The organism is Bariatricus massiliensis, assembly GCF_900086725.1.
GTDB lineage: Bacteria > Bacillota > Clostridia > Lachnospirales > Lachnospiraceae > Allocoprococcus > Allocoprococcus massiliensis.
Map to the genome: position 1 here is coordinate 585545 of NZ_LT574836.1, position 26035 is coordinate 611579.

Sequence of the window (26035 nt, forward strand, 5' to 3'; positions counted from 1 at the left end):
AAAGTGTGCGCCCGTTAAGAGGTGTACTTAAAACATTGCGTGAGAAAAATTGAATATTGCTGTAATTGACTTGTACGAGAAAACGATATTTTGTATAATTTAAGAAAGGAACAACATATGAAGAAAGAGATTTTTAGAGAAATGTCAGATGATTCTCTGAAGATTCAATATGATGCGCAATGTAAACGAGTGCTGGGGAATAAGATTATCCTCGCATGGATTATGAAATATACTATGAAGGAGTTCGCACTTTTTTCTGTGGATGAGATCGTGGAGTGTATTGAAGGAGAACCGGAGATTGGTACGGTCGGGATGAATCCCGGTGAAACAAACCGCAAGACCCCGGCGAACGAGAAGGTAACAGGACTTGCGCAGGAGGATAAGATTCCCAACGAGGGAAGCGTTACCTATGATATTCGTTTCTTTGCCTGTTATCCGAAAGGGAAAGAGAAAATCAAGGTTATCATTAACGTTGAAGCACAGACAAGATTCCGGCCCGGATACAGTCTGGTGACGAGGGGAATCTACTACGGGGCAAGAATGCTCTCCGCGCAGCAGGGAAGAGAATTTGTGGCGCCGGATTATGATAGTATCAAGAAGGTGTGCTCGGTCTGGATTTGTATGGCTGCCCCGGACTACATCGGCAATGCGGTTGCCAAATACAGCATGGAAAAGAAGGATATTGTCCCCGGAATGCCAGATATTCCAAAGGAGTATGATAAAATTTCGGTAGTAATGGTGTGCCTGAACAGTAAAGAATGGATAGACGGTGCGAAGAGACAGAATAGGCTGACAGAATTGCTAAATGTGCTGCTCTCACCGGAAATAAGCGGAGAGGCAAAAGTCAGGATTTTGCAGGATGATTTTGAGATAGTGATGGAGTATGGTCTGGAGAAGGAGATGAGACTCATGTGTAATTTGAGCGAGTATGTAGAAGAGAAGGGAATTGAGAAAGGAATTGAGCGGGGAATCGAGGCGCTGATTCTGGATAATCTGGAAGAAAGGAAGAACAAGGAACAGATAATCGCTAAGCTGATGAAGCGGCTTTCCCTGTCCAGACAAGACGCTGAGCAGTATTTTGAGAGGTACGCAGGCGTTCTCTCTCCTTAGTGATGCCTGCGCGCATATGCTAAGATTTAAGTCCAGAAGCTAGTGTATAAGAGGATGTGCCACGCTTCCGCCGCGTGGCGCATCCTCTGTCTAAGTTTCATGATTCCAGTCTACATTTCTTCTAACATAAGCCCCATAACATACAAGTCATAATATTTTCCGTCCAGTAATGTAGTATTGGGGAGACGGCCTTCAATCTGGAAGCCGAATTTCTGGTACAATTTTACAGCGAGTTCGTTGTCGCATCTTGTGTCGAGCTGGATTCTTGTCGTAATTCCGTTTCCGCGGCACCACTCAATCAGGCGGCGGATAATCTCGCTGCCGATGCCTTGGCCTTGATGGGCATTTTCTACCACAATTCCCAATTCTCCACAGTGGCGGCTCTTGATTTTCCAGCTGGAGCTTATAGTACCGATTCCGATGATTCTGTTGTCATCAAGAGCGAGGAGCATATAATTGTTGGGGGATTTGGCCGTATCTTTGATAGATGCTCTGGAGCCTTCCACATCCAGTGGATACTCGTCTTTTTCGAAGCTTAAATATGTAGTTTCCCCGCCTACACGGTTATAAAAAGCTACGATTTCCTCTGCGTCATCCACTGTTGGTTCTCTGTAAACGATATTTCCCATTTGTAAAACCTCCTTTTCTTGTCAGTATAGCACATAAAGCCCGGAATTGAAAACGGTAACTGAAATATACTTGAAATGTAGAGGGAGAGCGGGTACAATAAAAACTACAGAAATGAAAAAGGAGAATCCATACTGTGAGTATAAAATGTAATAAAAATGCGCCGATTGGTGTGTTTGATTCAGGGGTAGGCGGTCTGACGGTCGCAAGGGAGATTATGCGCCAGCTGCCGAAGGAGCATATCGTTTATTTTGGCGATACGGCCAGAGTGCCGTACGGAAGTAAATCGCAGAACAATATTATTCGTTTTTCCAGACAGATTATCCGTTTTCTCCGTACACAATCGGTGAAGGCTATTGTCATTGCGTGCAACACAGCCAGCGCGCTGGCTTTGGACGTAGTCCGGCAGGAGACGGAGATACCGGTGATTGGGGTAGTAATACCGGGGGCGAGAGCCGCCGTGCAGGCCACAGAGAGTAAGAAGATTGGAGTAATCGGAACAGAAGCCACTATCCGCAGTGAGATGTATACGAAGATTATGAAGGAGATGGATCCTGAGGTATCCGTGATCGGCAAAGCATGCCCGCTGTTTGTTCCGCTTGTGGAAGAGGGTTTTTCTAAGCATAATGTAACGGGCGAGATTATTGATTATTATCTAGAATCTATGAAGGAGTCTGATATTGACACAATGATATTAGGCTGCACTCATTATCCCCTGCTGCGGACACGTGTGAGGGAATATATGGGAGAACAGGTACATATTGTGAACCCGGCCTATGAGACGGCGATGGATTTGAAAAAAATCTTGGAAGACAATGACATGGCCAATGAAACTTTAGAAGAGGAGCATGCGACATATTCGTTTTACGTCAGTGATGCTGCTGACAAATTCAAGCAGTTCGCGAATTCTATCCTTCCTTATGATATTGAGACAACGAAGCAGATTAATATTGAAGAATATTAAAGCTGCTTTATGATGGGAAAGGGGGTGCCGGCAAGGCACTCCCTTTTTGTACAATAGGATAGTTCGAAGAACTATCCTATTGTACAAAAAACGCTCCGCTTGGGATGCGCATGACGCTTAGGAGGAAGATGTCACTAAAGTGACAGCGCGTCAGCGCTAGAGTCTGACTTGTCAGACTCTTTTTTAAGTTATTTTTTAAGATATCTGGCGAGGACAGCCATTGCCCACACAGTCACTACCAGCTGGCTTGCCAGCATTCCCCACAGGTAGCCCAGAATACCAAACATGGGTATCAGGAAGAATACGCTTCCTATGCGCACCAGAAGCCCAAACGTATTGATGAAGAAGGAGGTTGTAGTCTTGCCCAGACCGTTGATGATGCTGGTCAGCGTAGTGTTCGTGTAAAGGAACGGGCAGATGAACGACATGGTAAGAATGAACTTCCCTGCTTCGGGGCTGTGAAAGATAACGGTTCCAATCCAATTTCCTAATATAAAGAAACCTAGCATACAGAAGATGCCTAAAGTGAAGCAGGATATAATTACCTTCTGAACTAATTTTTTTAATTCGCCCCTGTCTGCGGTAGCCTGAATTTCTGCTACGGTCGGAAGAAGCATAGTAGATACGGAATTGGTTATGGCCGAGGGAAACATAATACATGGCAGGGCCATACCGGTCAGCACACCGTATATACTTAGTGATTCTGACAATGTATGCCCGTGGGACTGCAGGCGCAGAGGGATGGACACGGCTTCTACACTCTGAAGAACGTTGAGCAACACCCGGTTTGCCGTCAAAGGAACCGACAGGCGGAGCAGCTCTCCGGCAGGCCGGAAGTATTCCATAAATCTGCCCCGGTGTTCTGCGATAGTCCGCTTCAACATCCATGCACTGTATGCGGCGGCCGCAACTTCCCCGCACACAAGGCCGAAGACAGCAATGGTAATATGTACTTCAGAAGAATAGTGCAGGCCAATCTTATAAAAGAACCATACAGAAAATATGCGGACGAACTGCTCAAGAAGCTGGGATATGGCAGGTACCTTGGTCTGCTTTTTCCCGAAATAATAGCCACATATGCAGCTGTGTACCGCTGCAAAAGGAAACGACCAGGACATGGCCACAAGAAGGTCGGCACACCTTTTGTCACTCAGGAGTTCAGAGGCAATCCATCTGGCATTGTGCTGTAAGAACAAAGTGGCGGCTGCGGATAGAATAACGGTCAAAAAGAGCGATACACGCAGTGTCAGGACAGCCTCCCGTTCTTGGTGAAGAGAAATACGGCTGGCTACGATTCTTGACAGGGCAACTTGGATGCCGGCGGCGGTAAAGGAAAAGCACAGAGCGTATACCGGGAATATAAGCTGATATAGGCCGACGCCCTCCGCATGAAAAGTCCGGCTTAGAAAAATCCGGTAAAAAAATCCCATGAGCCGGGTAGCGATTCCGGTTGCTGTTAAAATAAAAGTACCCCTTAAAAGAGCTTGTTTACGCGACATAGAAACTCCTTATTTAAGCTTGTTATAACATATTCTATAAATAGCCTTGACAGAACAAATATAGGATGTTATTCTCTAATTGGATTAAATCCTAGTAAATAACTAGGAATAAGGAAGGTGAAGATTTGAAGATTTCTACGAAGGGACGATATGGACTGCGGGCATTTATAGATTTGGCTATATACAGTGAAGAAGCGCCAGTCTCGATCAACAGTATTTCTGCGAGACAGGATATATCGGAGCGGTATCTGGAGCAGCTGATGGCGAAGCTTAAGAAAGCCGGGCTGGTGAAAAGTATCCGCGGCGCTGGCGGCGGCTATATACTTGCCAGAAAGGCGGAGGAGATATCTGCAGGTGAGGTACTCCGGGCGCTGGAAGGCAGTCTGGAACCTGTAGTGTGTGCTGCCTTCCACCCGGAGGAGGAGTGCTCGGTGAAGGAGAGCTGTGTCACGAAGTATGTCTGGCAGAAGCTCAACGAGAGCATGACACAGGCGGTGGACGAGATTAAAATCAGTACGCTGGTAGAAAAGAGCAGGTCTGCCGGCAAAGGAGGAAAAGACAATGAGTAAATTGATATATTTAGATAATGCGGCCACGACAAAGACCGCGCCCGAAGTTTTAGAGGCAATGATTCCATACTTTACGGAATATTATGGGAATCCATCCAGTGTTTATAGTTTTGCCGCACAGAATAAAGACGTGATTACAACACAGAGAGAAATCATCGCGGATACGCTGGGAGCACAGCCCAATGAGATTTATTTTACCGCAGGCGGCTCTGAGGCCGATAACTGGGCTTTGAAAGCGGCGGCGGAAGCCTACGAGGGGAAAGGGAAACATATTATCACGACTAAAATCGAGCACCATGCGATTCTTCATACGGCAGAGTACCTCAAGACAAGAGGGTTTGAGATAACATATCTGGATGTGGATGAAGACGGACTTGTAAATCTTGAGGAATTGGAACGTGCCATTCGTCCAGATACTATTCTGATTTCTGTCATGTTCGCCAACAATGAAATCGGAACCATAGAGCCAATCAAGGAGATTGGAGAGATTGCCAAAGAACATGATATTTTGTTCCATACAGATGCGGTGCAGGCATTTGGACAGATTCCGATTCAAGTTGATGAATATCACATCGACATGCTTAGCGCAAGCGCACACAAGCTGAACGGGCCGAAGGGAATTGGATTTTTATATATCCGAAAGGGCGTCAAAATACGCTCCTTCATACACGGCGGCGCGCAGGAGAGAAAGCGGCGGGCGGGTACTGAGAATGTGCCGGGCATCGTAGGGCTGGGGGCTGCAGTAAAGCGTGCGGCCGCTACAATGAATGCGCGTGCCATAAAAGAGACAGAGCTCAGAGATTATCTCATCAAGAGAGTCCTTGAGGAAATCCCTTACACAAGACTGAACGGGCATGCGGTAAAGAGGCTTCCCAACAATGCTAATTTCAGCTTCCGGTTCATAGAAGGAGAATCCCTGCTCATCCGTCTTGATATGGCGGGGATATGCGGTTCCAGCGGTTCAGCGTGCACATCAGGTTCCTTGGACCCGTCCCACGTGCTTCTGGCTATAGGCCTGCCCCATGAAATCGCGCACGGTTCATTGCGGCTGACTTTAAATGAAGAAAACACAAAAGAAGAGATGGATTATGTTGTGGAGCAGTTGAAAGAAATTGTACAAAATCTGCGCAATATGTCACCGCTCTATGAAGATTTTATGCGTAAAGAGAAAAAATAAATTCCATTGATAATAGGAGGAAAAATATAATGTATACAGAAAAAGTAATGGATCACTTTGAACATCCGAGAAATATGGGAGAAATCGAAAACGCCAGCGGCGTTGGCACGGTAGGAAACGCAAAGTGCGGCGATATCATGAGAATCTATCTTGACATCGACGACAGCGGAATCATCAACGACGTGAAATTTAAGACCTTCGGATGTGGAGCGGCTGTGGCTACTAGCAGTATGGCCACGGAGCTGGTGAAAGGAAAGCACATCAATGAGGCTATGAAGATTACAAATAAAGCTGTGATGGAAGCGCTTGACGGGCTGCCTCCGGTGAAGGTACACTGTTCTCTGCTGGCAGAGGAGGCTATTCACGCCGCGCTTTGGGACTACGCCCAGAAAAATGGTATTGAGATAGAGGGACTTGAAAAACCGAAATCTGATATCCATGAAGGGGAAGAGGACGAGGAAGAAGAATACTAATTTATTACGGAGAAACTTATGGAGAAAAAAAGAGTGGTAGTAGGTATGTCCGGGGGAGTCGACTCCTCGGTGGCGGCATATTTGCTGAAAGAACAGGGGTATGATGTTATCGGAGTGACGATGCAGATATGGCAGGATGAGCCGCAGATGGTTCTGGAAGAAAACGGAGGATGCTGCGGTTTGAGCGCGGTAGATGACGCCAGAAGAGTGGCGGCCCAATTGGATATCCCTTATTATGTGATGAACTTTAAGAAAGAATTCAAAGAAAACGTGATTGACTACTTTGTTCAGGAATATGTAAACGGCCGGACTCCGAATCCGTGCATTGCCTGCAACCGCTATGTAAAATGGGAATCGCTGCTGAAGCGCAGTATGGAGATTGGGGCGGACTATATTGCCACCGGCCACTACGCACAGGTGGAAAAGCTGAGTAACGGCAGATATGCTATCCGCCATTCGGCGACGAAGATGAAAGACCAGACCTATGCCTTATACAATCTGACGCAGGAGCAGCTTGCCCGGACGCTGATGCCGGTAGGAGCATACTCAAAGGATGAGATTCGTGGGATTGCGGAGAAGATTCATCTGCAGGTGGCGGGAAAGCCCGACAGTCAAGATATTTGCTTTGTGCCGGACGGAGATTATGCGGCATTCATAGAAAAAGAATTCGGCGGTGAAATTAAACCCGGTAATTTTGTCACTTCCGACGGAGTTGTACTGGGGCAGCACAAAGGAATCACTCATTACACGGTGGGCCAGCGGAAGGGACTAGGATTGGCTCTTGGGCATCCGGCTTTTGTGCTGGAGATCCGCCCCGGCACCAATGAGGTAGTAATCGGCACTAATGAGGAATCCATGACGCATGAAGTACGTGCCAATCAGTTGAATTTTATGGCTCAGGAATCCATCGATACGGAACAGCGGGTTTTTGCAAAGATACGCTATAACCATAGAGGAGCCTGGTGCACAGTGAAGCGCACCGGGGAAGATGAGATACTTTGTGTATTTGATGAAGCACAGAGGGCGGTGACGCCCGGACAAGCTCTGGTACTCTATGACGGAGATTACGTGCTCGGAGGCGGTACGATTAAATAGGAGGAAAACGATGCGGGCAGACTATCATATGCATACCTTTTTTTCAAAGGATTCCAATGCTTCACCGGAATCTATGGCCGAAGGGGCCATCGCGAAGGGGCTTGAGACAATATGCTTTACGGATCACGAAGATAAGGACTATAAGATAGACGGAGAAGAATCCGTTGTGGACACAGAAAAGTATTTTAAGGTGATGGAAGAGCTGCGGGGAAAATACGAAGGCAGGCTTGACATTAAGATAGGAATAGAACTGGGGCTGCAGCCCCATCTGGGTGGGTTCTTCACCCGGTATACAAAGGAATATCCTTTTGATTTTGTCATTGGCTCCGTCCACGTGGTGGGCGGGAAGGACCCCTACTATCCGGATTTTTTTGCAGAAATCAGCGACGAGGAGGGCTACCGGATGACCTTGGAGGAAACACTTCGGGATATCCAAGTGTTTCATGACTTTGACGTGCTGGGCCATATTGACTATGTGGTACGCTACGGAAAAGAGAAAGAACGCGCATATTCCTATAAGCAGTTCGCACCTGTGATTGATGAGATTCTTCGTTTTTTGATTGAGCACGGAAAGGGGATAGAGCTGAATATGGCCGGCTTTAAGTACGGCCTGCCCTTTGCCCATCCGCATCCCGAGGTCTTAAAGCGTTACAGAGAGCTTGGAGGCGAGATCATCACGGTGGGGGCGGACGCCCACAGACCGGAACATATAGCTTATGATTTCCAGCGGGTTCATGCAATTTTAGAAGGCTGCGGCTTCAAATATTATACGGAATTTGCGGACAGAAAGCCGATTTTTAAGAAGATTCCGTGATAATTGATAGCACGTCCTTATAAAAATGCAAAAGACACTTGAATTTTTGTTTTGAATTTAGTACAATAAAACATGGTTGATGAAACTTTAACAATGAAAAACTTTAGGAGGACTAAATCATGGCAGTAAAAGTAGCAATCAATGGATTTGGACGTATCGGACGTCTTGCATTCAGACAAATGTTCGGAGCAGAGGGATATGAGGTAGTAGCAATCAACGACTTGACTTCCCCGAAAATGTTAGCTCACTTATTAAAATATGACTCAACACAGGGAAAATACGTATTAGCTGATAAAGTAACAGCTGGCGAAGACTCTATCACAGTAGACGGAAAAGAAATCAAAATCTACGCAAAAGCTGACGCAGCTGAACTTCCTTGGGGAGAGATTGGTGTAGATGTAGTTCTGGAGTGTACAGGCTTCTACACATCCAAAGATAAAGCTTCCGCTCATCTGAAAGCGGGCGCTAAGAAAGTTGTTATTTCCGCACCGGCTGGAAATGACCTTCCGACTATCGTATACAATGTAAACCATGACCAGCTCACAAAAGATGATCATATCATCTCTGCTGCTTCTTGTACAACAAACTGTCTTGCACCTATGGCAAAAGCTCTGAACGATTTGGCACCGATCAAATCCGGTATCATGTGCACAATCCACGCTTACACAGGCGATCAGATGACACTTGACGGACCGCAGAGAAAGGGTGATTTGAGAAGATCCCGTGCAGCAGCAGTTAATATCGTGCCGAACAGCACAGGTGCAGCAAAAGCTATCGGTTTAGTTATCCCTGAATTAAATGGTAAATTAATCGGATCTGCTCAGCGTGTTCCTACACCGACAGGTTCTACAACAATCCTTACAGCAGTAGTTGACGGAACTGTAACTGTTGATGAAATCAATGCAGCTATGAAGGCAGCATCTGATGAATCATTCGGATACAACACAGATGAAATCGTATCCAGCGATATCGTTGGAATGAACTATGGTTCATTGTTCGATGCTACTCAGACAATGGCTATGCCGTTAGACAACGGAACTACAGAAGTTCAGGTTGTTTCTTGGTATGACAATGAGAATTCTTACACAAGCCAGATGGTAAGAACAATCAAACATTTCGGAACATTGCTGTAAACCGAAAAGACTCACTTAGGGTCCGGTCTTATTTGGGCCGGGCCTTTTCTGTACTAAAAATAATCAAATGTAGGAGGCGTGATTTTATGCTTAATAAAAAATCAGTAGATGACATTAACGTAAAAGGCCAGAAGGTTCTTGTAAGATGTGACTTTAATGTGCCGTTGATCGATGGAAAGATTACAGATGAGAATCGTCTTGTGGCGGCTCTTCCCACCATCAAAAAATTAATTGCAGATGGGGGAAAGGTAATTCTCTGTTCACATCTGGGCAAGCCGAAGGGAGAACCGAAGCCGGAATTGTCCTTGGCACCGGTAGCCGCTAGATTATCCGAGCTTTTAGGTCAGGAAGTGAAGTTCGCTGCAGACCCAGAGGTGGTAGGGCCGAACGCTAAGGCGGCTGTGGAAGCGATGAACGACGGTGACGTTATCCTTCTTGAAAACACACGTTACAGAGTTGAGGAGACAAAGAACGGAGAAGCTTTCTCCAAAGAACTTGCATCTTTATGTGATGTTTTTGTAAATGACGCATTTGGTACCGCTCACAGAGCGCACTGCTCTAACGTGGGAGTTACGCAGTATGTGGATACGGCCGTAGTTGGTTACTTAATGCAGAAAGAAATCGACTTCCTCGGCAATGCGGTGAACAATCCGGCAAGACCGTTTGTAGCAATTTTGGGCGGGGCAAAGGTTTCCAGCAAGATTTCTGTAATCGAGAACCTGCTTGATAAAGTGGATACTTTGATTATCGGCGGCGGTATGTCCTATACATTCAGCAAGGCACAGGGCGGAAGTGTCGGCAAATCCTTACTGGAAGAAGATTACTGCGAGTATGCATTGAATATGATTAAGAAGGCCGAAGAAAAGGGCGTTAAGTTACTTCTTCCGGTTGATAACGTAATTGCAGACGATTTCTCAAACGATGCTAATACAAAAGTTGTCGGACGTGGCGAGATTCCGGATGATTGGGAAGGCCTTGACATCGGACCGGAGACTGCAAAATTGTACGCAGAGGCCGTAAAAGAAGCTAAAACAGTAGTTTGGAACGGACCGATGGGCGCATTCGAGATGCCGAAATTCGCAGCAGGAACAGAAGCAGTTGCCAAAGCCCTGGCTGAGACAGACGCTGTCACAATCATCGGAGGCGGCGATTCAGCAGCAGCCGTAAACCAGCTCGGATACGGCGATAAGATGACCCACATCTCCACAGGAGGAGGAGCATCCCTAGAATTCCTCGAAGGCAAAGAACTACCCGGCGTAGCCGCCGCTAATGATAAGTAGAAAGCTTGGCGAGGTCTTTTCGAGCCTAGCGTCTACTTAGTTCACCGCACTTGGTGAACTCGAGCGACAGGCGAGAGTGAGCCTAGTAAGGTGAACATCCCCCTGCTTGGCGAGGTTCTTTCGAGCCTAGCGTCTACTTAGTTCACCGCACTTGGTGAACTCGAGCGACAGGCGAGAGTGAGCCTAGTAAGGTGAACATCCCCGTGCTTGGCGAGGTCCTTTCGAGCCTAGCGTTTACTTAGTTCACCGCACTTGGTGAACTCGAGCGGCAGGCGAGAGTGATTCTAGTAAGGTGAACATACCCGTACAATAAAAAAGGAGAACAATAAAATGGCAAGAAGAAAAATTATTGCAGGCAACTGGAAGATGAATATGACTCCGACAGAGGCTGTTGAATTAGTGAATACATTAAAACCACTCGTAGCGACAGAGGACGCAGACGTTGTGTTCTGTGTGCCGGCTATCGATATCATTCCTGTTATGGAAGCTGCTAAGGGAAGCAACATCGAGGTGGGCGCTGAGAATATGTACTATGAAGAGAAGGGCGCATACACAGGAGAGATTTCTCCGGCAATGCTTACAGATGTAGGTGTTAAATACGTTGTCCTTGGACATTCTGAGAGAAGAGAATACTTCGCAGAGACGAATGAGACCGTGAATAAGAAGATGCTCAAAGCTTTTGAACATGGTATCACTCCGATTATGTGCTGTGGAGAGTCTCTGGAGCAGAGAGAACAGGGCGTGACGATGGATTTTATCCGTCAGCAGGTTAAGGTTGGATTCCAGAATGTGACAGCGGAGCAGGCGAAGACTGCAGTTATCGCATATGAGCCGATTTGGGCAATCGGAACCGGAAAGACAGCTACAACAGAACAGGCACAGGAAGTCTGCAAAGATATCCGTGCATGTATTGCAGAGATTTACGACGAGGCGACAGCCGAAGCAATCCGTATCCAGTACGGCGGTTCTGTCAATGCGGCTACAGCTCCTGAGTTATTTGCACAGCCAGACATCGATGGCGGTCTTGTAGGTGGAGCGGCATTAAAGCCAGATTTCGGTAAAATCGTCAATTATAAATAAGCCGATAACAATATGATATACATGATGATTTCCAAAGTGGGGATGAGCAGAAATGTTCATCCCTTCTTTACAGGAGGAGGCAAAGGGAGGGCGGAATGCCGATAAAACTGATTATAACGGATCTGGATGGAACTTTACTGGGGGAAGACCACCAGACGATTTCAGAGAGAAATAAAACAGCTTTAGAGAAAGCGGCCCAGAGGGGAATAACCATCGCGTTGGGGAGCGGCAGGACTTACGGTGTGCTGAAAAACGTATTGAGGCAGACAGATGCCATAGATTATGTGATGATGTCCAACGGCGCAGCGCTTATGAATAACCGTACGGGAGAGCAGACGCAGGTGGGGGAGATTCCGTACACCTTGTGGAAGCCTCTTTATGATCTGCTGAAACAGTACAGGGCAGTATTCGAAGTGTATTACGAAGGATATTCTTATATTGAGAAGGAGGCAAGGGAAAGATTCGTCAATGAATGGATTCCCCAGTCCTTCTTGGAGGAACTGACAGAGAACATGATTGTTGTAGATTCACTGCCTGAATTTCTCGAGGGGAAACCGTTGGAGAAGTTCGATGTCATACAGACGCCGGAGGAGAGTATTGAAGGCCTGACACGGGAACTGTCGTGCAGGACGGAATTTGCCGTTACCTCATCCCTGCCCGGTAATATGGAGATTAACTTGAAAGGTGTCGACAAGGGAGAGGGAACCAGAGGGCTTTGCCGGCTGCTAGGCATAAGCACAAGTGAGGTGATGGCCTTTGGAGATGCCAACAATGATCTTGCGATGATGCGCACCGCAGGTTACTCCTATGCTATGGAGAATGCTACAGAGGAAATTAAAGAAGCGGCCAGATACAGGACAGCCAGTAATGTAGATGACGGTGTGGCGGCCGCCATTGAGAAACTGCTCCACGAGGAGCTATGAAGCAGAGGGCTGCCTATTTAAAAGGAGCCCTCTGGAGACCGTGTTCATACACAGGCATGTGGCAGAACTATGCATATGCTACTATTAAACTTCTACACGCTTGAACTTGTCGGCGCCTTGTTTGCATACCGGGCAGATAAAATCTGCGGGGAGTGGATCGCCTTCAAAGACATAGCCGCATACCTGACAGACATAAGACACTTTTGTGGTAGATTGTGATACCTCTTCATCCGGAAGATAAGTAGGTGCGTTTTTCGGGCTTTTCCCCTTTACTACTTTGTGATAATAAGCGTATGTCATCTCCGGCGCGGCGCCTTCGTATGTCTCGGCGGCTATGACTTCCCCAAGGAAGACGGTGTGGGTAGCGGTTTCCATTTTATCGATGACTTTGCATACGACATAACCACAAGTGTTTTTTACAACAGGCACACCTTCCACCATCTCGTAGTCTACACTGTCAAATTTATTCACATCTTTTCCGGATTGGAACCCAAATGTTCCAATCAAGTCTGCCGGAGATTCCTCTGAGAGGATGGAGAAAGAAAAACGCCCGGTTTTTTCGATACATGAATTTGTATAGTTATCATGATTGATGCTGACTGCTATTGTAGCAGGGGACGAAGTAATCTGCATGATGCTGTTGGCGATACATCCGGTAGGCCGATCTTGATCCATCGTTCCCACAATATAAACTCCGTAGGACATGTTTCTGAAAATATTTGTATTCATGTGTATCCTCCTTAAAATATAAATTAGTAATGATTACTGTTATTATATCATATTGGCAATGTTTGTCAATTAGTTTATGCAATTATTTAAGAAACATTCTTAATAACCAATATTTTAGTCCTTAGGCTGGTAAATATTTCACAATCTATTGCATATACTTTCAAAATCATGTAAAATACAAAGTTGGAACGAGTGAAACCAAAATTGCGAAGGAGTGTACAAAGATGAGTAAAAAACCAACGGTTTTAATGATTTTAGATGGATACGGTTTAAATGACAAGACAACCGGCAATGCGGTGGCAGAGGCCAACACACCGGTTATGGATAAATTGATGGCAGAATGTCCCTTTGTAAAAGGAAATGCAAGCGGAATGGCTGTCGGGCTGCCAGAAGGACAGATGGGGAATTCAGAGGTCGGCCATTTGAATATGGGTGCGGGAAGAATTGTATATCAGGATTTGACAAAGATTACGAAGTCTATATCTGACGGAGACTTTTTCGAGAACCCTGCACTTATCGAAGCATGCAGAAATGCAAAGGATAATGGCACGGCGCTCCACATGTTCGGACTGGTATCTGACGGCGGTGTCCACAGCCATAATACACATATATATGGACTTCTGGAACTGGCAAAGCGTCAGGGACTGTCAAAGGTATATGTACACTGCTTCCTTGATGGGCGTGATACACCGCCTGCATCCGGGAAGGACTACGTGCAGGAGCTTACGGAAAAGATGGCAGAGCTTGGTATCGGGGAAGTGGCCACGGTGATGGGCCGTTACTACGCAATGGACCGTGACAACCGCTGGGAGCGTGTTGAAAAGGCATATAATGCGATGGTAAGGGGAGAAGGCGTGGAGGCTTCCGATGCGGTTCAGGCAGTACAGCAGTCCTATGACAAGGAAGAGACAGATGAATTTGTAATGCCAACTGTTGTGATGAAAGATGGAAAGCCTACGGCGACTATCAAAGACGGAGACTCTATCATATTCTTTAACTTCCGCCCGGACCGCGCGAGGGAAATCACCAGAACCTTCTGCGATGATGAGTTTGCTGGATTTGACAGAGGGGAAAGAGTAAAGACTACTTATGTATGCTTTACAGAATATGACGTGACTATCGGAAACAAATTGGTGGCCTTTGTGAAGGATGAAATCACCAACACATTTGGCGAATTCCTTGCGGCTAATGGCTTAAAACAGGCCAGAATAGCGGAGACAGAGAAATACGCCCATGTCACATTTTTCTTCAATGGAGGAGTGGAAGAACCAAATGAGGGGGAGGACCGGATTCTCGTCAAATCTCCAAAGGTCGCCACTTATGATTTGAAGCCTGAGATGAGCGCGTATGAAGTGTGTGATAAATTGGTAGAGGCTGTCAAGTCAGGAAAATATGATGTTATTATTATTAATTTTGCCAACCCGGATATGGTAGGCCATACAGGCGTTGAGAATGCCGCTGTCCAAGCCATTGAGGCCGTGGATGCCTGCGTAGGGCGTACCGTGGACGCAGTGAAAGAAGTGGACGGGCAGATGTTTATCTGCGCGGATCACGGTAATGCGGAACAATTGATTGACGATGTGACAGGAGAACCTTTTACCGCTCATACGACGAATCCGGTGCCGTTTATCCTTGTGAACGCAGACCCGGCTTATAAACTGCGGGAAGGAGGCTGTCTGGCAGATATTGCGCCTACGTTGATAGAATTGATGGGAATGAAACAGCCGGAGGAGATGACAGGCAAGTCTCTGCTTACAAAATAGCCGCTCAGATGAAGGTAAAACGGAAAAGATATATAATCGGGGATATACGCGCATGTGTATATCCCTTTTTTAATAACATAGGAAACTTTGTTCTAAAAAAACAAAAATGAATAAATTAGGATAATAAATTTCATATTTGCAGTGAAAAACTACATAAAATGGCAAAAATATAACTGAAAATGCAAGAATCTATTGACGAAATGTCATTATTTCGTTATACTAACATACAGTGAAATTAACGGGAGGTTGCAAAATGACTGCATATAAAGATTTGACCAAAGAAGAATTGCTGGATTTAAAGAATGGACTTACAAAAGAATTTGAAGAGGTGAAAGGGAAGGGACTTAAACTGGATATGTCAAGAGGCAAGCCTTCCAAAGCACAGCTGGACTTGTCCATGGGGATGATGGATGTATTGAACAGTGGAACTCCGCTTATCGGCGAGGATGGCACAGACTGCCGTAACTACGGCGTGCTGGATGGTATTAAGGAAGCAAAACAGCTTATGGCTGATATGATGGAAGTATCTGTGGATCATGTTATTGTTTGTGGGAATGCCAGTTTGAATATTATGTATGACGCGGTGTCACGTGCTATGACACACGGCATCTTGGGAAGTACGCCTTGGGCGAAGCTTGATAAGGTAAAGTTTCTCTGTCCGGTACCGGGATATGACAGGCATTTTGCTATCACGGAACATTTTGGGATAGAGATGATTAATATTCCGATGACGCCGCAAGGCCCCGATATGGATATGGTAGAGCAGTATGTGAATCATGACGAGTCTGTCAAGGGAATCTGGTGTGTACCCAAGTATTCCAATCCGCAGGGAATTACTTACTCAGAGGAAACAGTTCAGAGATTTGCCGGATTGACTCCCGCAGCCGGGGACTTCCGCATATTCTGGGATAATGCATATGGCATTCATGACCTCTATGAGGAAGAACAGGATTGTCTGCTGGAAATTTTGGCAGAGTGCGAAAAGCAAGGCCATCCCGATATGGTTTATAAATTCAGCTCTACATCCAAAATTACCTTTGCCGGCTCAGGTATCTCAGCTATAGCCGCTTCCGAGAAGAATCTCAAGGAAATCCGGAAATCCATGTCAATACAGACAATCGGACATGATAAGGTGAATCAGCTTCGCCATGTAAGGTTTTTTAAAGATATAGACGGCATGAAAGCGCATATGAAGAAACATGCGGACATTATGCGGCCGAAATTCGAGACGGTAGTTCAAGTTTTAGAGGAGGAGCTGGGAGGTTTGGCCATAGGCTCATGGATTGTGCCGAAGGGCGGATATTTCATCTCATTTGACGCATTGGAAGGCTGTGCGAAGGCGATTGTAGCCAAAGCAAAAGAGGCGGGTCTGGTGATGACCGGAGCGGGAGCTACCTTCCCTTATGGAAAGGATCCAAAAGACAGCAATATCCGTATTGCGCCGTCCTTCCCGACACCGGAAGAGCTTATGACGGCTGCAAAGGTTTTTGTACTGAGCGTGAAACTGGTAAGCATCGATAAGCTGCTGGAACAGGCCGGATAAATGAATAGATAATAATACGATTTTAAAGAAATCCGGGATATCGCCCGGGTTTCTTTTTTCAACATGTGCAGAGTGTACAATTCCCTCTGGAGTGAGGGATATAGGGAGCTAAAGTGGACTTGTCCACTTTATTTCCGCAAGGGTAGATTATTTGACGACAAAGTGGTACAATGAGCGCATAGAAGTGAAGGTTCCGTTATAGCATGCTGCCCGGAAACGTTGGAGGTGATTGCATGGCGTTTTTTCAGAAGGTAGAGGAAAACGGGACAGCAGGAGTACTTTTGGCATTATGTGTTATAATGATAGCTGGCTTTTTGTTTACCAGAGTTACGAATTTATTCCGGCTTCCTAAAGTTACGGGGTACATTATTGTCGGGATTCTTATCGGCCCCAATATGATTGGCCTAATATCGTCTCAGTTTGTTGGACATATGGACTTCGTGAGCGATATCGCCTTGGCTTGTATTGCGTTTGGAGTGGGGAAATACTTTAAGCTGGAGCAATTGCGCAAGACAGGGAAAGAGATACTGATCATAACCGTTATGGAGTCTCTTGTTGCCGGGGTTTTCGTGACTATAGCCAGTCTGTGCCTGTTCCGGGTTCCGTTGGATTTTGCCCTTTTACTGGGCGCTGTGGCGACAGCCACCGCGCCGGCTAGCACGATTATGACAATCAAGCAATATCATGCGAAGGGGAAGTTCGTCCGGATTCTGCTGCAGGTAGTGGCGCTTGACGACGCAGTATGCCTGATTGCTTTCAGCCTTGCGTCGGCCGTCGTGAAAGCTGATTTTAAGGGGAGTATATCCTTTCAAGAGGTGGTACGTCCGCTGGCCTATAATGTAGTGGCCATAGGAGCAGGGATTCTCTGTGCGGTAGCGCTGAGTAAAGTAATCACACCAGCCAGAAGTAAGGACAGCCGGTTGATTCTATTGCTGGCAGGGCTCTTAGGGATTTCGGGAATGTGTGCTTTAGCAGGGATATCCTCACTATTGTCCTGTATGGTTTTTGGGGCGGTTTATGTGAACTTGACGAAAGATAAGAAAATATTCCGTCAACTGGACAATTTCACCCCTCCAGTCATGGCGTTATTTTTTATAGAATCAGGGATGAAGCTGTCGGTGTCTTCACTGAAAACGGCGGGAATCATAGGAATTGTATACTTTATTGTGAGGATTGCGGGTAAATATTCTGGTGCATGGATAGCTTGCCGTATGACACATATGGAGCCGTATGTCTATAAGTATTTGGGATTGGGGCTGATTCCACAGGCGGGCGTGGCTATAGGTCTGGCCGCTCTGGGGCAGCGCATTTTACCTCCGGATATAGGGATGAAACTTTTGACTATTATCTTGGCATCGTCTGTTTTATATGAGATGATAGGGCCCGGATGTGCAAAATACGCGATGCTTCAGTCGATGAAAGCAGAAAAAATGGAGAAGGAAATAGGAGGCAGGCATGCATAGATCAGTGATTAAGGCTACATTTAAGACAGACATACAGACACTGTGGGATACGGTGACCGACAATACGGACTGGAGCTGGAGGAAAGATTTATCAAAAATAGAGATAGAAGATGATACGCATTTTACAGAATACACTACAGGTGGGTATCCTACGCATTTTACCATAACCGTCAAGGAACCTCTAAAAAAATATGCGTTTAAGATGAAGAATGCACATACGGAGGGAACTTGGCTTGGACTCTTTGAAGAGCTGCCCGGAGGAGGGATACAGATAGAGTTTACTGAGGAAATCGATTTGGGAAATCCTATAAAGGATTTGCTTTGCCGTATATTAAAGCCATATAAAAAGATGCAGGAACAATATGTTTATAATCTGAAGAGTAGATTAGGGGAGATGTAATAATCATGAAGTTTGGAGAAAAATTAAAGGCGCTGAGGGAGCGGGAAGAGATTACGCAAGAGCAGCTGGCCGAAGAGCTGGGCCTGAAAGCGGATGAGATTATGGATTTAGAAAATGACAGAAAGCTGCCTGATATATCTACCGTGCTGGATATCAGTAGAAAATTCGGAATCACTACCGATTATTTACTCCGGGATGAAATCTCATACGGGAAACAGGAGATGAAGGCCGACGAGATAAGTAGTGAGAGAGCAGGAAAACGGCTGCTTGCTTTGATTATGGGGATATTGTCCTTGATTATCCTTGCGTTTACACCCATGTTCGCACAATCGATACAGATGAAAGAACTTTCCACGTTAGGGGAGGCATTGTACAGCTGGAAATCTTATATATTAAGAGCTCCCCTCATCTATATTTTTCTTCTGGCGGCAGTCGGGCTTGTGTCTTCCATCTATCTTTATGCTACGAACCGTAAGAATAAGCAGTGAGGAAAAAATAAACCCGAAAGATGCGTTCATGTGCGTATCTTTCGGGTTTATTAAATTATGCCTCTAACGTTTCTTGAGTGGGCTGCTGTGCCTCCAGCTTTTTATGGGCGGTGGAGAGCATCAGCTTGATACGGTTCAACTGGTTTACTTCACTGGCGCCAGGGTCGTAGTCGATTGCCACTACGTTGGAGTCCGGGTGACGGCGGCGCAGTTCCTTGATTACTCCTTTTCCTACCACGTGATTCGGCAGGCAGGCGAAGGGCTGGGTGCAGACGATATTAGGCGCTCCCGTATGTATCAGCTCCAGCATCTCCCCGGTCAAGAACCAGCCTTCACCGGTCTGATTGCCCACAGAGACGATTTCGCCTGCCATCTCGGCAAGTTCCTGTATCTGGGACGGAGGGGTGAAACGTGTACTTGCTTTAAAGGCATTTACGGCTGGCTTCCGGAACCATTCCAAGGCCTTGATTCCCAGATTGGCTTTGAATGCGGAAGACTTTTTCGTACCCAAGTGTTCGGCCTTGAAGTTACTGTTATAGAAAGAGTAGAGGAAGAAATCGAGCAAATCAGGTACTACCGCCTCGGCTCCTTCCTGCTCCAGCAGATCAACCAGATAGTTGTTGGCAGCGGGAAGAAATTTGACAAGGATTTCTCCGACCACGCCGACTCTGGGCTTTTGTACATCCAAAAGCGGAAGTGTGTCGAAATCTGCTATAATGGCACGGCAGAGGCGTGTGAATTCCCTCCGGCTTTGGTATTTTTTTGTAATAAATTTGATTGCTTCTTTTTCCCATTTTTTGTGCATTTCGTTTGCTGAGCCGGGGACAGCTTCATAGGGGCGCACCCGGTAAAGGCACCGCATAAACACATCTCCGAGGACAAGACTGTAAATGCCTTTTATAACTAAAGGCAATGTGATTTTGAAGCCCGGGTTGCTCTCAAGTCCACTTAAGTTCAGGGAAATGACGGGTATGTTCGGATAACCTGCACGCTTCAATGCCCTGCGGATAAAACCGATATAATTGGAAGCACGGCATCCGCCTCCGGTCTGGCTGATAATGACGGCAATCTTATCGGTATCATATTTTCCTGAGAGAATCGCTTCCATTATCTGCCCCACTACGATGAGGGAGGGATAGCATGCGTCGTTATTTACATATTTAAGTCCCACATTTACCGCATTCTTGTTATCATTTTTTAACACCTCAATGTTGTAGCCTGCTTCGTGGAAAGCGGGTTCCACAAGATTGAAGTGGATAGGTGACATCTGTGGGCAGAGTATCGTGTGTGTCTTGCGCATTTCTTTCGTAAAGGGAATCTTCACGATAGAAGCGGGCTTTACTTCACGCTTCATCTGCTTTTGCTCCCGGACCCGGATAGCCGCAATTAAGGAACGGATTCGTATTCTGGCAGCGCCTAAATTATTGACCTCATCAATTTTGAGGGAAGTATAAATTTTCCCCGAATGAGTGAGAATATCGGCGACAGCGTCCGTGGTTACGGCGTCAAGGCCGCAGCCGAAGGAGTTGAGCTGAATCAAGTCCAAATCATCCCGCGTCTTTACATAATTAGCCGCAGCATAGAGCCGGGAGTGATACATCCACTGGTCCATGACGATCAGCGGCCGTTCCACCGGATTAAGGTGGGAGATAGAATCCTCTGTGAGGACGGCGATTCCATATGCGGTAATCAGCTCCGGAATGCCATGGTTCACTTCCGGGTCATAGTGGTAAGGGCGCCCTGCGAGGACAATGCCCCGTATTCCGGTCTTTTCCATATAAGCAATGGTTTCTTCCCCTTTTTTGCAGATATCTTCCCGGCATTTACCCAGCTCTTCCCAGGCTTTGTGGGCGGCAGACCTTATTTCCTGTGTATCGATAGAGAACTTATCTGCAAGTGCCCGCACGAGTCCTTCTGTCAGAGTCTCCTCGTTGGTCATTGCAAGGAACGGATTCATGAAGTCTACCACGCCGTCGGCGATGGCATCCATATTATTCTTAATGTTTTCTGCATAAGAGGTCACGATAGGGCAGTTATAATGGTTGTTGGCGTCAGGAAACTCGTTCCGCTCGAATGGAATGCATGGGTAGAAAATATGGTCTACGCCTTCGTTGATCAGCCATTGTACATGTCCGTGGGCCAGCTTGGCCGGATAACACTCAGATTCGCTGGGAATAGACTCAATTCCCATCTCATAAATCTTGTGGGAGGAGGCCGGAGAGAGCACCACTTGAAATCCCAGTTCATGGAACAGCGTGAACCAGTAGGGATAGTTTTCGTACATATTAAGGACACGCGGGATTCCGATGCTGCCCCGCTTTGCATCCTCCTCAGTGAGAGGAGTATAGCCAAAATAGCGCTCGTTCTTGTAGGCGAAGAGATTCGGGATGTCGCTGTTGGTTCTTTCTTTGCCAAGTCCCCGCTCACAGCGGTTGCCGGAGATGAAACGCCGTCCGCCGCTGAATTTGTTGATAGTAAGGCGGCAGTTGTTGGTACAGCCTTTACACTTGGACATGGTGGTAGTATATTCCAGCTCATTGATTTCATCGATTGACAGCATGGTGGTATTCTTACATTCTTTGAATGCGTACCGTTCTCTGGCGATAAGGGCAGCGCCGAAGGCACCCATAATACCGGCGATATCTGGGCGGATGGCTTTACATCCGGCAATCATTTCGAAACTTCTGAGCACGGCATCGTTATAGAAGGTACCGCCCTGTACGACAATGCGCTGGCCCAGCTCGGAGGCATCGGACACTTTAATTACCTTGAATAGTGCATTTTTGATGACTGAGTAGGCCAGACCGGCGGAAATATCAGCCACCTCGGCCCCTTCCTTCTGTGCCTGCTTTACTTTTGAGTTCATGAATACCGTACAGCGTGTGCCTAAGTCGATCGGATGCTTGGCATAGAGTGCTTCATGGGCAAAATCTTCCACACTGTAATTTAAAGATTTGGCAAATGTCTCGATGAAAGAGCCACAGCCGGAAGAGCAGGCTTCGTTGAGCTGTACACTGTCGACTGTCTGGTTTTTGATTTTAATGCACTTCATGTCCTGACCGCCGATATCCAGTATACAGTCCACATCAGGCTCAAAGAAAGAGGCGGCATAGTAATGAGACACAGTCTCTACTTCGCCTTCGTCCAACAACAGCGCGGCCTTAATCAGGGCTTCACCGTATCCGGTGGAGCAGGAGTGTACGATATGTACGCCTTCAGGCAGTTTGCTGTAGATATCCTTGATGGCGGTGAGCGTCGTCCCCAGAGGGTCTCCGTCATTGCCGTGGTAGAAGGAATACAAGAGGTTTCCGTCCTCGCCCACCAGTGCGGCTTTGGTCGTAGTAGAGCCTGCGTCGATACCGAGGTAAGCATTTCCACGGTAGGAGGCAAGGTCAGCAACCGGCACCTGATGTCTGGCATGCCGTGTTTTGAACTCTTGATAGTCGGCATCGCTGACAAAGAGCGGCTCCATACGCTCTACTTCGAATTCCATCTGAATATGGGAGGCAAGCTTTTTCTGCAGATCGCCCAGCGTGGTGAAAGTATCCTTTTTTGAATTGAGGGCAGAACCGACTGCGGCAAATAAGTGTGAATATTTGGGCGCTATGGTGTGCTCATCGTCCAATTTCAATGTGCGGATAAACGCCTCCCGCAGCTCAGAGAGGAAATGAAGGGGGCCTCCGAGAAAAGCGACATGCCCGCGAATAGGCTTGCCGCACGCGAGTCCGCTGATGGTCTGATTGACAACCGCTTGGAAGATAGAGGCCGCAAGGTCCTCCTTGGTTGCTCCGTCGTTGATAAGAGGCTGAATATCAGATTTTGCGAATACACCGCAGCGCGCGGCTATTGTATAAAGAGCTTTATAATTTTTGGCGTACTCGTTCAGTCCGGTGGCATCTGTCTGAAGAAGGGACGCCATCTGGTCGATAAAAGAACCGGTACCTCCGGCACAGATTCCGTTCATACGCTGCTCTACATTTCCATTTTCAAAATAAATAATCTTCGCGTCCTCGCCGCCAAGCTCGATCGCCACATCTGTCTGCGGGGCATAGTCTTGCAGCGCGGTGGAGACTGCGATTACTTCTTGTACAAAGGGGACGCCAAGATGCTTGGCAAGTGTCAGTCCGCCGGAACCGGTAATCATAGGCGAGACCCGCACGGGGCCAAGTTTATAGATTGCGCGGCCGAGCAGGTCGGACAAGGTTTCCTGAATATTGGCAAAGTGACGCTCATAATCAGAGAACAGTACGTCGTTATTGCTGTTCAACACGGCAATCTTTACGGTAGTCGAACCGATATCGATTCCCAATGTATGTAATTCTGTCTGGCTCATATTGTTTACTCCTTACTCTCTCGTAAAATTATATGTATTACTACTTATTAAATGTTGTTTTGCTTAATCACAATATTCTTCATTATACGACAGAATGGCTGAAAATACAAACACTAGTTATTGGAAGCGGCGTAGAAAAAAGCTGCTCCTGAACTGGAAATCCTGTTGAATTTGTTAAAACATAGTAAACTTAGGGTATGGAATTGACAAAGTATAGTCCAAAGGATACAATAGCAACAGTGAGAAAATCTTAAAATAGGAGTATATTTTATATGAATTGGATGAACAAGATGGAGCGCAAATTCGGCAGATATGCGATTCATAATCTGACCGTTGTGCTTCTGGTGTGTTATGTGGTCGGGTTTATAGTTAGTTTTACGATACCGGAACTTCTATACTATTTTACCTTAGAGCCCGGATTGATTCTTAGGGGGCAGGTCTGGCGGCTCATCAGCTGGATTATTGTTCCACCCAGCGGAAATATTATTGCCATTATTTTTATACTGCTTCTGTACAGTTCTCTTGGACGGACTTTGGAGAGTGTGTGGGGAGCCTTCCGCTATAATATTTATATTTTTTCCGGATTTCTTTTTACGATAATCGGAGCCTTTATTTCGTACTTTATAAGCGGCGGGCTGATTGGGTTTGGCGGCAGTTTTAGTACGTACTATATCAATATGTCCATATTCTTGGCCTGCGCGTCGATTATGCCGAATATGGAGCTGCTGCTCTATGGCATCCTGCCGGTGAAGTTTAAATGGCTGGCATATTTGAACGCGGCCATGCTGGCGGTAAATTTCTTCCAAGGAGGCTTGATCACGAAGATTGCGATCGGCGCATCTCTGCTGAACTTTGTCATTTTCTTCTTGAATAATAAAAATATGCAGCCCTACAAACCGAAACAGGTAGCCAGAAGAAAAAAATTCAAACAGGAAATGCAGCGCCCAGTCAACCACTATGAGGGAGGCGCTAAGCATAAATGTGCGGTCTGCGGCAGGACGGAGCTGGACAATCCGAATCTGGAGTTCCGCTATTGCTCAAAGTGTAACGGAAACTATGAATATTGTCAGGATCATCTGTTCACGCATGAACATGTGAAATAGAACTATCCAGTAAGGCTTGAGGAGGAATAACATGAAGAAAACAAAGATTGTCTGTACTATGGGACCGAACACCAGTGACAGGGAGTTGATGCGCAAATTGATTCGAAACGGGATGGATGTGGCCCGGTTCAATTTTTCGCACGGTGACCATGAAGAACATAAATCAAGAATGGATATGGTAAAGCAGCTCCGGGAGGAGGAGCACACGAACACAGCGATTCTTCTCGATACAAAGGGGCCCGAGATACGCACGGGCGTTCTGAAGGGTGGAAAAAAGGTCGTTCTGGAGACGGGGGCAGAGTTTCTTCTGTCCACTAAAGCTATAGAGGGCGATGAAAAGAAGGTATCTATCACTTACGAAGGACTTGTGAATGATGTGGACAGGGGGAGCCGTATCCTGATTGATGACGGTCTCATTGAACTGAAAGTGACGGGCAAGACGGAGACGGACATTATCTGTAAGGTAGTGAACGGAGGCGAACTGGGTGAACGCAAGGGAGTCAATGTTCCGAACGTTCCTGTGAGACTGCCGGCCATCACAGATAAGGACAAAGAAGATCTACGGTTTGGCGTGGAACAGGATATTGATTTTATCGCCGCGTCTTTTGTGCGCAACGCAGAGTGCATTTTGGAAATCAGAGCTTTTTTGAAAGAGCTTGGAGCGCCATATATACCAATCATCGCAAAGATCGAGAATGCGGAAGGGATTCAGAACATTGATGAGATTATCCGCGCGGCGGACGGAATCATGGTCGCCCGTGGAGACTTAGGGGTTGAGATACCTGCCGAGGAGGTTCCTTATCTGCAGAAGATGATGATTCAAAAATGTAATAATAATTTCAAGACGGTCATCACCGCGACTCAGATGCTGGATTCTATGATACGCAACCCAAGGCCGACCAGAGCAGAGGTGACGGATGTGGCCAATGCGGTATACGACGGGACAGACGCCGTGATGCTTTCTGGTGAGACGGCGGCAGGAAAGTACCCTCTGGAGGCCTTGCAGATGATGGTACACATTGTGGAAAATACAGAGCAGCATCTGGATTATGACCGGATACTGGATGAGGCGGGAGAACACTTGAAATCCGGTGTTTCCAGCGCCATAGGATATTCGTCTGTTCTGGCGGCGGCTAACTTGAAGGCGAAATGCATCATCACGCCGTCTGTGTCGGGGGCTACGGCCAGAGTAGTGTCCAATTTGAAGCCGCGTCAGGTGATTTTGGGAATAACACCGAACGAGAGAACGCTGCGGAGAATGTCTATCTACTGGGGAGTGAGACCGCTCAAATCCATGGAATTTGATACGACAGAAGATATCAGCGCAGGCGCTATAGAATTGGCAAGAGTCAAACAATTTATAGAGTCAGGCGATGTGGTCGTGCTGACGGCCGGCATTCCGTCCCCTAGTGTGAAGACGGAGCGGAGCGGTGTGAGCAATATGATGCAGATTATGACAATCGAGTAAG

General features: G+C 46.7%; 22 protein-coding genes. 18 read left to right on the plus strand and 4 right to left on the minus strand.

What is annotated here, in order from left to right:
• Positions 1–117 precede the first annotated feature (117 nt).
• The gene (locus BN6465_RS04355) at positions 118–1110 is read left to right on the plus strand and encodes a hypothetical protein (RefSeq protein WP_066732035.1); all 993 of its coding nucleotides are present in this window, start codon (positions 118–120) and stop codon (positions 1108–1110) included.
• 110 nt (positions 1111–1220) lie between these two features.
• On the opposite strand, the gene BN6465_RS04360 is transcribed toward BN6465_RS04355, so the two are convergent.
• A complete protein-coding gene (locus BN6465_RS04360; RefSeq protein ID WP_066732036.1) occupies positions 1221–1739 on the minus strand; it encodes a GNAT family N-acetyltransferase in 519 nt (172 codons plus the stop codon).
• A 134-nt stretch (positions 1740–1873) separates the two neighbouring features.
• Between BN6465_RS04360 and murI the strand changes: the two genes are divergently transcribed.
• Positions 1874–2701, plus strand: a complete 828-nt coding sequence (gene murI / locus BN6465_RS04365; RefSeq protein WP_066732038.1) for a glutamate racemase — start codon at positions 1874–1876, stop codon at positions 2699–2701.
• A gap of 188 nt (positions 2702–2889) precedes the next feature.
• Here murI and BN6465_RS04370 read toward each other — a convergent pair whose 3' ends face one another.
• Positions 2890–4200, minus strand: a complete 1311-nt coding sequence (locus tag BN6465_RS04370; protein ID WP_066732040.1) for a polysaccharide biosynthesis protein — start codon at positions 4198–4200, stop codon at positions 2890–2892.
• Positions 4201–4325: 125 nt separating this feature from the next.
• Here BN6465_RS04370 and BN6465_RS04375 point away from each other — a divergent pair, with 125 nt between their 5' ends.
• The 9 genes from BN6465_RS04375 (at position 4326) to BN6465_RS04415 (ending at position 12744) form a co-directional block, all read left to right on the plus strand.
• Positions 4326–4769, plus strand: coding sequence for an RrF2 family transcriptional regulator (locus tag BN6465_RS04375; protein ID WP_066732042.1), 444 nt, complete (start codon positions 4326–4328; stop codon positions 4767–4769).
• On the plus strand, positions 4762–5946 hold the full coding sequence (gene nifS, locus BN6465_RS04380) for a cysteine desulfurase NifS (RefSeq protein WP_066732044.1): 1185 nt from the start codon (positions 4762–4764) through the stop codon (positions 5944–5946). Before BN6465_RS04375 ends, nifS begins: the two co-directional genes overlap by 8 nt.
• Before the next feature lie 29 nt (positions 5947–5975).
• A complete protein-coding gene (nifU, locus tag BN6465_RS04385) occupies positions 5976–6419 on the plus strand; it encodes a Fe-S cluster assembly scaffold protein NifU (RefSeq protein ID WP_066732046.1) in 444 nt (147 codons plus the stop codon).
• 18 nt (positions 6420–6437) lie between these two features.
• A complete protein-coding gene (gene mnmA / locus BN6465_RS04390) occupies positions 6438–7514 on the plus strand; it encodes a tRNA 2-thiouridine(34) synthase MnmA (RefSeq protein ID WP_066732048.1) in 1077 nt (358 codons plus the stop codon).
• A 10-nt stretch (positions 7515–7524) separates the two neighbouring features.
• Positions 7525–8328, plus strand: coding sequence for a histidinol-phosphatase HisJ family protein (locus BN6465_RS04395; protein WP_066732050.1), 804 nt, complete (start codon positions 7525–7527; stop codon positions 8326–8328).
• Between the two features lie 119 nt (positions 8329–8447).
• The gene (gap, locus tag BN6465_RS04400) at positions 8448–9461 is read left to right on the plus strand and encodes a type I glyceraldehyde-3-phosphate dehydrogenase (RefSeq protein WP_066732052.1); all 1014 of its coding nucleotides are present in this window, start codon (positions 8448–8450) and stop codon (positions 9459–9461) included.
• An 86-nt stretch (positions 9462–9547) separates the two neighbouring features.
• On the plus strand, positions 9548–10741 hold the full coding sequence (locus BN6465_RS04405) for a phosphoglycerate kinase (RefSeq protein WP_066732054.1): 1194 nt from the start codon (positions 9548–9550) through the stop codon (positions 10739–10741).
• 330 nt (positions 10742–11071) lie between these two features.
• On the plus strand, positions 11072–11821 hold the full coding sequence (tpiA, locus tag BN6465_RS04410) for a triose-phosphate isomerase (protein WP_066732061.1): 750 nt from the start codon (positions 11072–11074) through the stop codon (positions 11819–11821).
• A 95-nt stretch (positions 11822–11916) separates the two neighbouring features.
• A complete protein-coding gene (locus BN6465_RS04415; protein WP_066732063.1) occupies positions 11917–12744 on the plus strand; it encodes a Cof-type HAD-IIB family hydrolase in 828 nt (275 codons plus the stop codon).
• A gap of 84 nt (positions 12745–12828) precedes the next feature.
• Here the strand turns inward: BN6465_RS04415 and BN6465_RS04420 are convergent, their stop codons facing one another.
• A complete protein-coding gene (locus BN6465_RS04420; protein WP_066732065.1) occupies positions 12829–13473 on the minus strand; it encodes a flavin reductase in 645 nt (214 codons plus the stop codon).
• A 224-nt stretch (positions 13474–13697) separates the two neighbouring features.
• Here BN6465_RS04420 and gpmI point away from each other — a divergent pair, with 224 nt between their 5' ends.
• The 5 genes from gpmI (at position 13698) to BN6465_RS04445 (ending at position 19130) form a co-directional block, all read left to right on the plus strand.
• A complete protein-coding gene (gpmI, locus tag BN6465_RS04425) occupies positions 13698–15236 on the plus strand; it encodes a 2,3-bisphosphoglycerate-independent phosphoglycerate mutase (RefSeq protein ID WP_066732067.1) in 1539 nt (512 codons plus the stop codon).
• Between the two features lie 253 nt (positions 15237–15489).
• On the plus strand, positions 15490–16779 hold the full coding sequence (locus BN6465_RS04430; RefSeq protein ID WP_066732069.1) for an aminotransferase class I/II-fold pyridoxal phosphate-dependent enzyme: 1290 nt from the start codon (positions 15490–15492) through the stop codon (positions 16777–16779).
• A gap of 233 nt (positions 16780–17012) precedes the next feature.
• Positions 17013–18242, plus strand: coding sequence for a cation:proton antiporter (locus BN6465_RS04435; RefSeq protein WP_066732071.1), 1230 nt, complete (start codon positions 17013–17015; stop codon positions 18240–18242).
• Positions 18235–18642, plus strand: coding sequence for an SRPBCC family protein (locus tag BN6465_RS04440; protein WP_066732073.1), 408 nt, complete (start codon positions 18235–18237; stop codon positions 18640–18642). Before BN6465_RS04435 ends, BN6465_RS04440 begins: the two co-directional genes overlap by 8 nt.
• A gap of 5 nt (positions 18643–18647) precedes the next feature.
• Positions 18648–19130 (plus strand): helix-turn-helix domain-containing protein, encoded by a 483-nt coding sequence (locus BN6465_RS04445; RefSeq protein ID WP_066732075.1) that lies wholly within the window; start codon positions 18648–18650, stop codon positions 19128–19130.
• Positions 19131–19185: 55 nt separating this feature from the next.
• Here BN6465_RS04445 and BN6465_RS04450 read toward each other — a convergent pair whose 3' ends face one another.
• Entirely contained in the window at positions 19186–23463 is a 4278-nt protein-coding gene (locus tag BN6465_RS04450) for a 2-hydroxyacyl-CoA dehydratase (RefSeq protein WP_066732077.1), read from the minus strand.
• A gap of 272 nt (positions 23464–23735) precedes the next feature.
• Between BN6465_RS04450 and BN6465_RS04455 the strand changes: the two genes are divergently transcribed.
• Both BN6465_RS04455 and pyk read left to right on the plus strand, forming a co-directional pair.
• Positions 23736–24566, plus strand: coding sequence for a hypothetical protein (locus tag BN6465_RS04455; protein WP_066732078.1), 831 nt, complete (start codon positions 23736–23738; stop codon positions 24564–24566).
• 31 nt (positions 24567–24597) lie between these two features.
• A complete protein-coding gene (gene pyk / locus BN6465_RS04460) occupies positions 24598–26034 on the plus strand; it encodes a pyruvate kinase (protein WP_066732080.1) in 1437 nt (478 codons plus the stop codon).
• Position 26035: the final 1 nt, after the last annotated feature.